11 protein-coding genes and 1 pseudogene are annotated in these 12,862 nt (G+C 71.8%); 2 read left to right on the top strand and 10 right to left on the bottom strand.

The annotated features are described in order from the left end of the window. Nucleotides 1–9: 9 nt before the first annotated feature. The 3 genes and pseudogenes from ACIBJE_RS19440 to ACIBJE_RS19430 all read right to left on the bottom strand — a co-directional run. Nucleotides 10–1,569, bottom strand: coding sequence for an aminotransferase class I/II-fold pyridoxal phosphate-dependent enzyme (locus tag ACIBJE_RS19440; RefSeq protein WP_396750168.1), 1,560 nt, complete (start codon nucleotides 1,567–1,569; stop codon nucleotides 10–12). 21 nt (nucleotides 1,570–1,590) lie between these two features. Next, the gene (locus tag ACIBJE_RS19435; RefSeq protein ID WP_396750166.1) at nucleotides 1,591–2,913 is read right to left on the bottom strand and encodes an NAD(P)/FAD-dependent oxidoreductase; all 1,323 of its coding nucleotides are present in this window, start codon (nucleotides 2,911–2,913) and stop codon (nucleotides 1,591–1,593) included. A 228-nt stretch (nucleotides 2,914–3,141) separates the two neighbouring features. Then, nucleotides 3,142–5,126 (bottom strand): annotated as a pseudogene (locus ACIBJE_RS19430) (ATP-binding cassette domain-containing protein); the annotation flags it as partial. A 224-nt stretch (nucleotides 5,127–5,350) separates the two neighbouring features. Here ACIBJE_RS19430 and yidD point away from each other — a divergent pair. Next, a complete protein-coding gene (gene yidD, locus ACIBJE_RS19425; RefSeq protein WP_396750164.1) occupies nucleotides 5,351–5,728 on the top strand; it encodes a membrane protein insertion efficiency factor YidD in 378 nt (125 codons plus the stop codon). Nucleotides 5,729–5,801: 73 nt separating this feature from the next. Here yidD and ACIBJE_RS19420 read toward each other — a convergent pair whose 3' ends face one another. Then, nucleotides 5,802–6,023 carry a hypothetical protein gene (locus ACIBJE_RS19420; RefSeq protein WP_396750162.1) on the bottom strand — a complete coding sequence of 74 codons (222 nt, stop codon included), beginning with the start codon at nucleotides 6,021–6,023 and terminating at the stop codon, nucleotides 5,802–5,804. A 288-nt stretch (nucleotides 6,024–6,311) separates the two neighbouring features. On the opposite strand from ACIBJE_RS19420, the gene ACIBJE_RS19415 reads away from it, so the two are divergent. Further along, nucleotides 6,312–6,692: a YccF domain-containing protein gene (locus tag ACIBJE_RS19415; protein ID WP_396750161.1), complete on the top strand. Its 381-nt coding sequence runs from the start codon at nucleotides 6,312–6,314 to the stop codon at nucleotides 6,690–6,692. Between the two features lie 73 nt (nucleotides 6,693–6,765). Here ACIBJE_RS19415 and mnhG read toward each other — a convergent pair whose 3' ends face one another. The 6 genes from mnhG to ACIBJE_RS19385 are packed head-to-tail and all read right to left on the bottom strand — an operon-like array spanning nucleotide 6,766 to nucleotide 12,862. Continuing rightward, nucleotides 6,766–7,125, bottom strand: a complete 360-nt coding sequence (mnhG, locus tag ACIBJE_RS19410) for a monovalent cation/H(+) antiporter subunit G (RefSeq protein ID WP_396750159.1) — start codon at nucleotides 7,123–7,125, stop codon at nucleotides 6,766–6,768. Next, nucleotides 7,122–7,385 carry a monovalent cation/H+ antiporter complex subunit F gene (locus ACIBJE_RS19405; RefSeq protein ID WP_396750158.1) on the bottom strand — a complete coding sequence of 88 codons (264 nt, stop codon included), beginning with the start codon at nucleotides 7,383–7,385 and terminating at the stop codon, nucleotides 7,122–7,124. The genes mnhG and ACIBJE_RS19405 overlap by 4 nt, the downstream gene beginning before the upstream one ends. An 11-nt stretch (nucleotides 7,386–7,396) precedes the next feature. Next, nucleotides 7,397–8,002 carry a Na+/H+ antiporter subunit E gene (locus tag ACIBJE_RS19400; protein WP_396750419.1) on the bottom strand — a complete coding sequence of 202 codons (606 nt, stop codon included), beginning with the start codon at nucleotides 8,000–8,002 and terminating at the stop codon, nucleotides 7,397–7,399. A gap of 11 nt (nucleotides 8,003–8,013) precedes the next feature. After that, entirely contained in the window at nucleotides 8,014–9,576 is a 1,563-nt protein-coding gene (locus ACIBJE_RS19395; protein ID WP_396750156.1) for a Na+/H+ antiporter subunit D, read from the bottom strand. Continuing rightward, a complete protein-coding gene (locus tag ACIBJE_RS19390) occupies nucleotides 9,573–10,034 on the bottom strand; it encodes a Na(+)/H(+) antiporter subunit C (protein ID WP_396750154.1) in 462 nt (153 codons plus the stop codon). Before ACIBJE_RS19390 ends, ACIBJE_RS19395 begins: the two co-directional genes overlap by 4 nt. Further along, entirely contained in the window at nucleotides 10,031–12,862 is a 2,832-nt protein-coding gene (locus tag ACIBJE_RS19385; RefSeq protein ID WP_396750152.1) for a Na+/H+ antiporter subunit A, read from the bottom strand. The genes ACIBJE_RS19390 and ACIBJE_RS19385 overlap by 4 nt, the downstream gene beginning before the upstream one ends.

Below are 12,862 nucleotides of genomic sequence, written 5' to 3'. Positions count from 1 at the left end.
CGCCGGTGACTAGCGGGGGGCGCTGCCGAACGCGCTGGACAGGTACCCCCGGGCGTCGGCGATGGCGCCCTCGATGATCCGGGCCGCCTCGCGGGCCTCCTCGGGCCGGTGGCCGGCCTGCACCTGGAGCCGGAACCGGGACGACCCGGTCGGGGTCACCGGGAACTCCACCATGAACGCGAGCACCCCCCGGTCGAAGAGGAGCCGGTTGGCGATGCGGGCGAGCTTCTCGTTGCCGATCAGCAGCGGCACGATCGGGGACGGCTCACCCATGCAGGTCAGGCCCCGCGTGGTGAGTCCGTCCCGCAGCGCGTCGATCGCGGTGAAGAGCTGCGTGCGCAGCGCGTCCCCCTCGGCCGACCGGATGATCCTGGTGGCCTCCAGCACCACCGCCGTCTGCACCGGCGAGAGCGCGTTGGAGAAGAAGTGCGAGCCGCCGAACATCTTGATGTACTGCTTCAACGCCGGGGAGTTGGAGGCCACGAAGCCGCCGTTGGAGCAGAACGTCTTCGAGAACGCGCCCATCACGATGTCGATCTCGCCCAGCAGGTTCTGCAGGCCCAGCACGCCCGTGCCGCCCGGCCCCATCGAGCCGAGGTCGTGGGCGACGTCGACCAGCAGGGTGGCGTCGTACTCCCGGCAGACCTGTTGGAGGGTGACCAGGTCGGGCCAGTCGGCGTCCACCGAGAAGAGGCCGTCGGTGACCACGAGGATGCCGTTGCGGGTGTCGGTGGCCCGGATCTCGATCAGGTGCTGGCGGACCGCCTCGACGTTGAGGTGCTCGTAGCGCACCACGTTGCGGGTCGCGGCGCGCGCGCCCTGTTGCAGGCAGGAGTGCGCCAGCCGGTCGATCAGGATGTGGTCGGACTGGCGGACCAGCCCCACCACCGCGCCGAAGCCGGCCGCCCACCCGGTGGGGAAGAGCGTCACGTGGTCGAGCTGCACCAGGTCGCCGAGGGCGGCCTCCAGCTCGTTGGAGATGTGGGTGTTGCCGAGCACCATCGGCGAGCCGGCGCTGTGCGGGCCGTAGTCGCGCATCGCCCGGGCCGCCGCCTCGCGGATGCCGGGGTGGGTGTTGAACGACAGGTAGTCCTGCGAGTTGAAGTTGATGCCCCGGGTCTGCTTGCCGAGGTCGTTGGTGATCTGGGCGATGCTGTCCGGGGCGGCCTCCAGCACCCGGGAGTACTGCCAGGTCTCGGTCCGGCGGCGGGCCTCCACCCAGCCGTAGAAGTCCTCGGTGCGGGCCAGCAGGTTCCGGCCGGCGGGCCGGTAGAAGTCGTAGGCGTTCTTGTCCAGCGCGTACTCCTCGTCGGGGTCGACGGGGTTGCGCAGGTGCGCCGGCTCCCACATCTCGGTCAGGTCCTCGACGATCCGGGCGAGTTCGCCGTCGGCCCCGGACGCGTCGAGGTCGGCGAAGTCGTCCCAGGGGATGTGGCCGGCCCAGTTGCGGGTCATCTCGGAGACCTCGATGGCGGTCTTCGCCATGGTCTCGACGTCGCCTCGACGGGCCGCGTCGAGGATGATCTCGATCAGTTCGCCGTCGTCACGCTGGTGCAGTTCGGTGGTCATGGTGTCGTCTCCCGGGGCGTGTCAGGCGAAGAGGTTCTGCTGGTACATGCGGGACGTCTCGGCGAAGTTCTCGAAGACCGCGTGGTCGGCGGAGGACTCCTTCGCGGCGTCGTTGAGCAGGAACAGGTTGGACGCCTGGAAGAACTCCGACACCGGGGCGACATCGGCGTGGGTGGCGATGAACCGGTCCGTCTCCTGCTGGTTGCCGCGTAGGGCGACGAAGAGTTGCAGTTCGTCGTGCCGGTACGGGCGCATCTCGGCGAGCGTGCAGACGTAGTCGTGGTAGGCGGCGGCGTTCTGGCTGCGGCGGCGGGCCTCGAACGCGGCCATCGCCTCCTCGACGGACGTCTCGCCGGTCAGCCACCGGTCGAGCGCGGCGGTGACCAGTTCCGCGTCCCGGAAGGCGTGCGTGATGCCGATCGCCGTGCACTGGTCCTTGGCCGACTCGGCGTCGCCGACGAGCACCCAGCCCGGCCCGTGCAGGGGACGGAGGAAGCCGGCCTGGTCCAGGGTGCCGTAGAAGCGCTCCTCGCGGGTGCCCTGGCTGCGGACCAGCTCCCCGAGTTCCGGGCTGACGAAGTCCAACGCCCGCTGGAAGTTGCCCGGCACGTCGGCCCGGAACTCCCGGGACCAGTCGCTCGGCCCCCAGACCAGCACCATGTTCTGCTCGAAGTTGGTGGGCACCGCGGCGGCGGCGAGCCGGCCGCGCCGGTGCAGTTGCGCGTGGCCGGGGTCGAAGCCGGAGAAGTAGCTCCAGTAGGCGAAGGTGCACCGGGGCCGCTCGTCGAACTTCGGCAGGCCGAGGGTACGGGCGACGAACGAGTTCCGGCCGTCGGCGCCGACCACGATCCGGGCGCGTTCCTCGACCGTCTGCCCGTCGACCGACCGGCCCCGGATGCCGACCACCCGACCGTCCTCGACGATCAGCTCCCGTACCGAGAAACCGGTGCGCACCTCCGCGCCGGCCTTGGCCGCCGCCTCGACGAGGATCTGGTCGAGCACCCGGCGACGCACCGAGGCGTAGCTCTGCACCACGCCGGATTCGTCGCCGTGCAGGTCCCGGAAGTACTCGCGCAGCAGCTCCGGCGGCACCGAGCCGGTCAGCCGGATCCCGTCGTTGACCACGTCGATGGCGGTGTACGTGGGGGTGACCGCTTTGACCTGGTCCAGCACGCCCCACCGGTTCAGGTAGGACATTCCGTGCGGCCAGAGGAAGTGCGTCGAGATGACGTCGCTGGGGAACGACGACCGGTCCACCACGAGCACCCGGTGCCCGCGCCGGGCGAGCAACAGGGCGGTGGAGGCGCCCGCACAGCGCGCACCGACGACTATCGCGTCGTACATGTTGGTCTCTATCCTTCGATGGGGTCCATGTCCTCCGTCGGCCGCACCACAGGAACGGGCGACCGACCGACCGGAGGGCGCCGCGCGGGGGTGTCACCGGCCGAGCGGCGATGGACAGTCACCGTACACAGTGGATCGGTATGGGTGTTCGGGCGTCCGGGATCCGGCGGCCGGCTGCGGACCCGGCGGTCGGCGTGCGGGCCGGGGTCGGGCGGGTAGGGACGACGGTCAGGACGAGGTGGTCCGGGGCGGTGGCGGAACCGGGCGACCCGGTCCGCTCTCCGGGTCGTACCCGGCGGCCTGGAGAGCGAAGAGCTCGGCGTACCGGCCGCCGGCCGCCGTCAGCTCGTGGTGGCTGCCGGCCTCGACGAGCCGGCCGTGGTGCAGGACGAAGATCCGGTCGGCGTGCCGCACGTTGGCCAGCCGGTGGGTGATCAGGATGGTGGTGGCCCGGCCCTGCCGGTCCCGGATCGCCTGGAAGAGGGCGTCCTCGGCCCGGGGATCGAGCGCGGAGGAGGGCTCGTCCATGATCAGTAGCTCGGCGTCGCGGAGGAACCCCCGGGCGGCGGTGATCCGCTGCCACTGCCCGCCGGAGAGGTCCTGCCCCTGGGCGAAGGTCCGGTCGAGCAGCGTCTCGTAGCCGTACGGCAGGTCGCGGATCATGTCGTCGGCGACCGCGCGGGCGGCGGCGGCCTCGATCCGGTCCTGCCGGGCCTCGGTGTCCACGTCGCCGATGGCGATGTTCGTCGCGGCCGTGAAGGGCCACTTGTGGTACTCCTGGGTGACCACCGCGATCCGGGTCCGGAGCCGGCCGGCGTCCCACTCCGCCAGCGGCCGTCCGTTCCACTCGATCACACCCGCGCTGGGGGTACGCAGCATGGCGATCATCGCGGCCAGGGTGGACTTGCCGGAGCCGTTCTCCCCCACGAGCGCCACGGTCTCCCCCGCCCGGACGGTCAGCGTGACGTCGTCGACGGCGGGTGTGTCCCGGTCGGGGTAGCACAGCGAGACCTTCCGTACCGTGATCTCCCGCAGCGCCGGTGGGGCCGCCCCCTCGCCGGTCCCGTCGGGCAGGTACGCGGCGGCCCGGGCCAGGAATCCGGTGTAGTCGCTGACGTGCTGCCCCTCGGTGTAGACCTGGTCGATCTGGAAGGTGACCGTGCCGAGGGACCGCTGCGCGGACTGCACCGCCACCACACAGGTGGCCGCCGCCGCGAGTGGGATCTGCCCCTCGACCAGCAGGAACCCGAGCAGGGCGTAGACGACGCCGGTGGCGACACCGCCGACCACCGCGCCGACGGTGGTGGTCGTGGTGACCCGCCGGGCCAGGGCGAGCTGGATGTCGGTCTCCACCTCCATCACCCGGTCGTACTGGTCGAGCAGGAACCGGCGCAGCCCGTACGAGCGCAGCTCCGGGGCGGAGACACGTTCGGCCATCAGCCGGTGCAGCAGCCACTGCCGGCGACGCCGGACCGACCCGGCGGTGTAGGTCTGGTAGCGCAGGTGCCCGGCACGCAGCGCCGCCCAGGCCTTGGGCAGCGTCGCGACCAGCAACGCCACCAGCAGCAGCGGGTGGATCACGACCACCGCCACGGCCACCGCGAGCAGGCCGGCCAGCCCGGCGAGCAGGTTCATCGACGCCTGCACCAGGGAGATCACCGAGTCGCTGCCCCGGGACGCGCGTTCCATCTCGTCGGCGAACGCGTCGGCGTCGAACGCGTCCAGCCGGACCGCCGTGGTCACCTCGAACAGCCGGCGCTCCACGTCCCGGCTCACTCTCGGGGTGAGACCGTTCTGGGCGTACCCGGTGGCGATGCCCGTGCCGGCCCGGATCGCCGTGACCCCCGCCAGGGCCAGCAGCGCGGGCAGCGCGCCGGCCACCCGGTCGGCGGTCGGGCCACCGGCGAACAGTTCCACCAGCACCCGTTGGGTGGCGAGCAGCCCGAACGCCGACATCACCCCGCCGCCGACCGTCGCGACGGCCACCACGGAGGTACGGAAGCGGTCGGCCCGCCAGCTGACCCGGATCGCCTCCGCGACCAGCCGGGGCAGTTCGGCGAACACGGCGAACAGTCCCGCCTCGGCCCGCGCCCGCACCCCGGTCTCCCACCACATCGCCCGTAACTCGGGCAGGACCGCCTCGCCGGAGGCGCGGCCGAGGCGTCCGGGATCGTCCCCGTCGGTGGGTCGGGCGGATCCGACGGCGGTTCCGGTCACGGGCGCTCCTCGCGAGGTGGCGGGACGGGCGTCGACGCCGACCGCACGCAGCCGTTCCAGGCGCACGGCCACCGGCGACCGGGCGACCACCGCAGCGGCCGACCACGTCGCCGACGGTGCCGACCTCACCACTTAACGCCATCGGGAGGATCGGGGGAAGTGGTCAACTCCACCGGACACGGGCGGCGGCCCCGCGACAACGACCTGCGAGGATGACCTCATGCTCAGGCGTATCCGGGAACAGGCCCGGGAGAACCGCAGACAGCAGCAGAAGTTCTCGAAGTCCCGGAATCCGGACGGCTGCTGCGACTGCTGCGACCTCGGGATCTTCTCCACGCTGCTGCTGCTCGGCTCGGCCGCGGCCACCCGCACAAGGGCGCCGGGGCTGGACCGGGCGGGGGTGGCGGCGATCCGCGGCTACCGGCGCTGGCTGTCGCCGTACTGGCCCGGTCGGTGCCGGTTCAGCCCGACCTGCGGGGCGTACGGCCTGACCGCGGTGGAGCGGCACGGCCTGGCGGTGGGCGGACGGTTGGCCGCCGAGCGGGTCCGGCGCTGCCGCCCCTCGGTGCCACGCGGCACCCACGACCCGGTGCGCTGACCGGGGGGCACCCGTCGGGTAAGGGCCCGGTGGCCGGGAGGACCCGACTCCACGGCCACCGGACGTCTCGGGACTACTTCTCGGCGTTCAGCGCGACCAGGGCGCTCGCCGTACGGAAGTACGGGTTCCGCCCGAGGTCGCCGACGGTGACGATGCCGAAGGCCTCCTTCAGCAGCTTGGCGTCGCCGGAGCTGACCCCGGCGAGGGCGGACACCGGGGCGTCGACCAGCTCGGTGAGGGTCTTGTCCTGGTACGCCTTGTCGACCAGTGCGGTGAGGTCGGCGGTGACGGGCATGCATTCTCCTTCGAGATCCCGGCCGGGCTGGCCGGAAACGATTGTGGACCGCGACGAACGGCACGAAAATGACCACGCGGTCATCGCGACACAATGGATCACCGCGCGGTCCTGTGTGGACGTCGTCGTGCGGGCACGGTAGCAACGCAACCTGGGAAGTCGCTGACAGAATCAGCTGGCCGGGGCGTGGGACAATGCCTTTTCCGTCCGGCTGCCTCCGTCACCACCTGCGGTTCGGCGTCGATTCGGCCGGCGGGAGGAGTGGCGGCGGCGGGTCATGATGGAACGGTGATTCGATTTCTGTTGAACCTGCTCTGGCTGATCTTTGGCAGCGGAATCGTGCTGGGAATCGGCTACGGAATCGCGGCACTCGTCTGCTTCGCACTCGTCGTGACGATCCCGTTCGGGGTGGCCTCGCTGCGGTTGGCCGCGTACTCGCTCTGGCCGTTCGGGCGCACCCTGGTCGACAAGCCCGACGCCGGCCTGCCCTCCGGCGTCGCGAACGTCGTCTGGCTGCTGGTCGCCGGCTGGTGGCTCGCCCTGGCGCACATCGTCGCCGGAGTGGCCCAGTGCGTCACCATCGTCGGCATCCCGTTCGGCGTGGCGAACTTCAAGCTCGTCCCGGCCGCGCTCTGGCCGCTGGGACGGCAGGTCGTCGAGACCCCCTGACCAGCCCGGTCAGCAGCACACGCCCGTCCCGCGGCCAGCGGCGCACGCCGGACGCGGGCCGCCGGGCGCGCGGTCAGGAGCGTTCGCTGATCCGGTCCAGGTGCGCGGCGAGTTCGTCGGTGATCAGCAGGTCCGTCCGGATCTGGTCGTGCGGGTACGCGGCCCGCCCGACCATGTGCGCGGCCACCGGCGCACTGGCCAGTTGGAACACCCCGACCAGAACGAGGGTGGTGATGTCCACCCCGGTACGCAGCCGCAGCGCACAGCCGAGCAGGACCAGCAGCAGGCCGAGAACCTGGGGCTTGGCGGCGGCGTGCATCCGGGAGAGCAGGTCGGGAAAGCGCACCAGGGCGATCCCGGCGGCGAGGCTGAGCAGCGCACCGGCGATCAGACAGACTGCGGCGATGGCGTCGAGGACGGCGTCGAGGCTCACTTCGGGCTCTTCCGCGCGGCGAAACGGGCGACGCTGACCGAGCTGACGAAACCGAGAATGGCGAGCACCACCAGCACGGGCAGCGCGGTGGCGTCCCGGCTGTACGCCGCCTCGGTGGCGATGGCGGCGACGACGATGGCCAGTAGCACGTCGGTGGCGACGGCCCGGTCGAGGATGGACGGTCCCCGGATGATCCGGGTCAGGGTCAGCCCACCGGCCACGGCGAGCAGAACGGTGACGGTCACGGCTACGGCGGTCATCTCGGTGCCCCTTACAGGTCGGCCGGCGGTGACGTGCCGGTGTGGGTGGCTTCGATCATCAGGCGCTGTTCGTCCTCGGAGCCGACGGCGGCGATGATCCGCTCCTCCAGCTCCAGGACCTCGCGCCGGAACTGCTCGACCTCCTCGACGGTGCGGACGCCGAGCACGTGGATGTAGAGGGTGCCGGTGGCCCGGTCGACCTCCAGGATGAGGCTGCCCGGCACCAGCGACAGGGCCTCGGCGGTGAGGGTGAGGTTCAGGTCGGTGTTGACCCGCAGCGGCACGGCGATGATCGCGCTGCGCGGTTCGTGCCCGAACCGTACGGCCAGCCAGGCGATCTGGGCGCTGGCCACCACCAGGTCGTAGAGGAAGCGGAGCCCGAAGCGGAGCAGCCCCAGCGGGTGCAGCCGCCCGGCGAAGGTCACCGGCGGCAACGGGAAGACGGCCAGCAGCACGGCGGCGACGAGCAGCCCGCTGATCAGGTTGGCCCAGGTGAAGGTGCCCCAGAGCAGCACCCAGACGGCGACCAGGCCGGGCACCGCGATCACCAGGTTGCGCCGCCGGTCGCGGCGGGTCAGTGGCGGGTTCGGCGGCTCGATCGGCTGGCCCGGCGTCATCGGATCGGCACTCACGGCGTCCCCTCCGGGTAGACGGCCTCCACGTACGGCGTACGGCGCAGCAGGTCGTCGGCGGCGTCGGTGCTGATGTCGAAGAGCGGCCCGGCGACCACCGTCAGGGCCAGCCCGAACACCACCAGGGCGGCGGTCGACCCGATCATCAGCTTGGGCAGCATGACGCCCGACTGGCCGGCGGCCGGGTCCTCGTACGGCTGGTCCGCGTCGTCGTCGCGGCCGGTTGCCGTCGGCATCTCCGGGTGCGGCGCCCGCCAGAAGGCCAGGTTCCACACCCGGGCGATCGCGTAGAGGGTGAGCAGGCTGGTGACCAGGCCGGCGGCGACCAGCCCCCAGGCCAGCGGCCCGCCGTCGTCGACCCCGGCCTGGACGAGACCGAGCTTGCCGAGGAACCCGGAGAAGGGCGGTATGCCGGCGAGGTTGAGCGCCGGTACGAAGAAGAGCACCGCGAGCAGTGGGGAGAGCCGGGCCAGCCCGCCGAGCCGGTCCAGGGCGGTGCTGCCACCTCGTCGCTCGACCAGACCGGCGGCGAGGAACAGGGTCGTCTGGATGGTGATGTGGTGCACCACGTAGAAGATCGCGGCAGCCAGGCCGAGCGAGGTGGTCAACCCCACCCCGAACAGCATGTAGCCGATGTGACTGATCAGCGTGAAGGACAGCAGTCGTTTGATGTCGGACTGGGCGACCGCGCCGAGGATGCCGACCAGCATGGTCAGCCCGGCCACCCAGAGCAGCAGGTCGGCGGTCCGGCCACCGGGGAAAAGCAGGGTCTCGGTCCGGATGGTGGCGTACACGCCGACCTTGGTGAGCAGGCCGGCGAAGACCGCGGTGACCGGGGCGGGCGCGGTCGGGTAGCTGTCCGGCAGCCACGCCGACAGCGGGAAGACGGCGGCCTTGATGCCGAAGGCGAGCAGCAGCATGCCCTGGAGGACCAGGCGCAGGTCGTCCGGGAGGGCGTCGAGCCGTTCCACCAGCTGGGCGAGGTTGAGCGTGCCGGTCGCCGAGTAGACCAGCCCGATCGCCACCAGGAAGATCATCGACGACAGGAGGCTGACCACGACGTAGGTGGTGCCGGCCCGGATCCGGGTCTCGGTGCTGCCCAGGGTCAGCAGCACGTAGCTGGCGACCAGCAGGATCTCGAACCCGACGTAGAGGTTGAACAGGTCGCCGGAGAGGAACGCGTTGCACACGCCGGCGGTGAGCACCAGGTAGGTGGGGTGGTAGACCGACAGCGGCGTCTCCTCGTCGCCGTCGGCCATGCCCTGCCCGATGGAGTACACCAGCACGCAGAGGGTGACCGAGGCGGAGACGACCAGCATCAGGGCGGCGAGTTGGTCGGCGACCAGCACGATGCCGAGCGGCGCCACCCAGCCGCCCACCTCGACGACGAGTGGGCCGTCGACGGTGGAGCGGATCAGCAGCAGCGCGGAGACCACCACGGTGGCGGTGAGCACGGTGAGGCTGACCCAGCGCTGGGCACGGGGCCGGCCGGCCAGCATGAGGGTGAGCGCCGCGCCGAGCAGCGGCATCACCACCGGCATCGGGACGAGGTGGTTCATCCGGCCCTCCCCGCGTCCGCGCCGGTGGGGGTGGGCACCGGGTCGTCTTCCTCGCCCGGCTCGCCGACGGTCTGCTCGTCGGCGGTGCCCGGCCCCTCGTCCCGGTCGGCCAGGTCCATGATCCGGCGGTCCTCCACGTCGTCCTGCACCTCGTCGTGGCCGTTGAGGTGCCAACTGCGGTAGGAGAGCGCGAGCAGGAACGCGGTCATGCCGAGGGTGATGACGATGGCGGTGAGCACCATCGCCTGGGGCAGCGGATCACTCATCTCCTCCTCGGGGGTGGTGCCGACGATCGGTGGCCCGCCGGCCCGCCCTCCGGTGAGCAGGAGCAGGTTGGCCCCGTTGCCGAGCAGGATGACGCCCATCAGCACCCGGGTCAGGCTGCGCTCCAGCAGCAGGGTCACCCCGGCGGCGAAGAGCACGCCGACCACGAGGACATAGGTGAGGTTCGGGGTCACACCAGCTCCTTGTCCCGCACCTCGGCCGGTACGTCGCTCCGTTCGGTCTCGTGCTGCCGGTCCATCTCCGCGCCGAGGCTGCGCAGGATGTCCAGCACCAGCCCGACCACGATCAGGTACACGCCGACGTCGAAGAAGACCGACGTGACGAAATGCAGGTGGCCCACGACCGGCAGGTAGAAGTCCAGCAGGGCGCTCTGGAGGAACTCCCCGCCGAACGGGATCGCGGCCACCCCGGTGCCCACCGCCACGAACAGCCCCGCGCCGAGCAGCTTGCCCGCGTCGACCGGTGCGGCGCTGTTCAGCTCGGTGCGTCCGCCGGCCAGGTAACGGACGGTCAGGGCGAGGCCGGCGACCAGGCCGGCGGCGAACCCGCCACCGGGGGCGTTGTGGCCGGAGAAGAGCAGGTAGATGGAGAAGACCGCGATGGCGTGGAAGAGCAGCCGGGTGACCACCTGGAGGATCACCGACTGGCGACGGGTGGTCGCGCCGGTGAGCAGCCAGCGCGCCCGGGACGGGGTGCCGGTCGCTCCGGGGATGCCGCTGCGTCTGTCCAGGTCGCGGGAGCGCCGGAAGATCAGGCTGGCCACGCCGGTGGCGGCCACCACCAGAACGGCGATCTCGCCCATGGTGTCCCAGGCCCGGATGTCCACCAGGGTCACGTTGACCACGTTCTTGCCGCCGCCGTAGGAGACCGCCTCGCCCGGGAAGTCGACCGAGATCGGGACGGCCGTCCGGCCGGACGCGGCGACGTACGCCATGCCGGCGGTGACCGCGCCCACGGCGATGCCGAGCCCGATCCGGCCGCGCCGGCTGGACCGGATCGGCCGCTCCGAGAACTTCTCCGGCAGGCGGCGCAGGACCAGCACGAACATCACGATCGTGACGGTCTCCACGAGGAACTGGGTCAGCGCCAGGTCGGGCGCGCCGTGCAGGATGAAGAGCACCGCGGTGCCGTACCCGGAGACCCCGACCAGGATCATCGCGGTGAGCCGGCGCAGGGCGCGGGCGGCGGCGATCGCGGAGACGATCACCACGGCGGCGGCCACCGCCTGGAGCGGGGTGTCCCAGGCCCGGAACGAGCCGGACCACGGGCTGCCGGCCAGCAGCGCGCTGCCGGGCAGGACGACCAGCACGAGCAGGATGACGCCCAGGTAGAACGGGAGCGAACCACGCTGGGTCGCGCCGGTCAGCTCCACCGCCAGCCGGTCCACCCCGTTGACCACCCGCTGGTAGGCGGCGGCACCGTCGAACGGCAGCCGTGCGCCGGTGCGCAGCCGCCCGCGGTGGACGAGCAGGAACAGTCCGACACCGGCCGCGACGGCCACCACCGAGAGCCCGAGCGCAAGCGTCGGCCCGTGCCAGAGCGCCAGGTGGTACGGGCTTCCGGTGGTCGGGTACAGGTCGGCGTACGGGGCGAGCAGCCGGTCGACGGCCGGTGCGGACACGCCGACGACCAGACCGGCGGCGGCGAGCAGAGCCGGTCCCGCCAGGAACGGCCAGCGCACCGGGTGCGCCTCGGTGCTCGGCACCCCGGGCTTGGCGGCGAAGGCCCCCCAGAGGAAGCGCAGCGTGTACGCCACGGTCAGCGCCGAGCCGAGCACGACCCCGGCCAGCACCACCCGGTCGGCGGTGCCGCCGTGCAGGAACGCCTCGTAGGCGGCCTCCTTGGCGACGAACCCGGCCAGCGGCGGCAGGCCGGCCATGGACGCGGCGGCGAGCGTGGCGACCACCGCCAACGCCGGGGAGCGCCGGCCGAGCCCGCTGAGTTCGCGGAGGTCACGGGTGCCGGTGGCGTGGTCGATGATGCCGACGGAGAGGAACAGAGTGGCCTTGAACAGCGCGTGGGCCAGCACCATCGCCACGCCGGCCAGCGCGGTGTCCCGGGTGCCCGCGCCGAGCACCACCATCAGCAGGCCGAGCTGGCTGACCGTGCCGTACGCCAGGAGCAGCTTGAGGTCGACCTGGCGCAGCGCCGACCAGGCCCCGAGGAAGAGCGTGACCAGACCGGTGGTGAGCAGCACCGGCCGCCACGGGGCGACGTCGGCGACTGCCGGACCCATCAGGGCGACCAGGAACACGCCGGCCTTGACCATGGCCGCAGCGTGCAGGTAGGCGCTGACCGGGGTGGGAGCCGCCATCGCGTTGGGCAGCCAGAAGTTGAACGGGAAGATCGCCGATTTGCTCAGCGCGCCGAGCAGCACCAGCACCAGCGCCACGGCCAGGTAGCCGCCGTCGGGGAGGTTCCCGGCGATCTCGGACCAGCGGTAGGTGCCGGCGTGCTGACCGAGCATGATGAACCCGGCGAGCATGGCGAGACCGCCCAGCGTGGTGACCAGCAGGGCCTGCATGGCCGCCCGACGGCTGGCCCGCTTCGCGGGGTCGTACCCGATGAGCAGGTAGGAGAAGACGGTGGTCAGCTCCCAGAAGACGTAGAGCAGCAGCAGGTCGTCGGAGACCACCAGACCGAGCATCGCACCGGCGAAGGCGACGAAGACCGCCGCGAACCGGCCCAGTCCGGGATCGTCCGAGCTGAAGTAGTGCGCGCTGTACACCAGCACCAGCGCGCCGACCCCGCCGACGAGGACGACGAGCAACCAGCCCAGGGTGCCCATCCGCAGAGCGATCTCGAGCCCCAGCCCCGGCACCCAGGGGAAGGTCTCCACCACCGGGGTGCCGGCGCGGACCTGACCGGTGTGGGCGAGTGCCCAGACCAGGGTCGCCGCCGGCACGGCCGCCACGAGGTAGAGTGCCCGCCGCCCCCAGGTGCGTACCAGCGCCGGGGCGATCACAGCAGCGAGGGCATGGACCGCCACCAGTACCAGCAC

This window comes from Micromonospora sp. NPDC050187 (assembly GCF_044459745.1).
GTDB lineage: Bacteria > Actinomycetota > Actinomycetes > Mycobacteriales > Micromonosporaceae > Micromonospora.
The sequence above is the reverse complement of the archived record's forward strand: the minus strand, read 5'-3'. Positions and strand labels throughout refer to the sequence as shown.

Excerpts from the sequence above, each read along its gene's own strand:
- ACIBJE_RS19435 (WP_396750166.1), bottom strand. The coding sequence starts at position 2,913 with ATGTACGACGCGATAGTCGTCGGTGCGCGCTGTGCGGGCGCCTCCACC.
- ACIBJE_RS19405 (WP_396750158.1), bottom strand. The coding sequence starts at position 7,385 with ATGACCGCCGTAGCCGTGACCGTCACCGTTCTGCTCGCCGTGGCCGGT.
- ACIBJE_RS19420 (WP_396750162.1), bottom strand. The coding sequence starts at position 6,023 with ATGCCCGTCACCGCCGACCTCACCGCACTGGTCGACAAGGCGTACCAG.
- yidD (WP_396750164.1), top strand. The coding sequence starts at position 5,351 with ATGCTCAGGCGTATCCGGGAACAGGCCCGGGAGAACCGCAGACAGCAG.
- ACIBJE_RS19440 (WP_396750168.1), bottom strand. The coding sequence starts at position 1,569 with ATGACCACCGAACTGCACCAGCGTGACGACGGCGAACTGATCGAGATC.
- ACIBJE_RS19395 (WP_396750156.1), bottom strand. The coding sequence starts at position 9,576 with ATGAACCACCTCGTCCCGATGCCGGTGGTGATGCCGCTGCTCGGCGCG.
- ACIBJE_RS19400 (WP_396750419.1), bottom strand. The coding sequence starts at position 8,002 with ATGACGCCGGGCCAGCCGATCGAGCCGCCGAACCCGCCACTGACCCGC.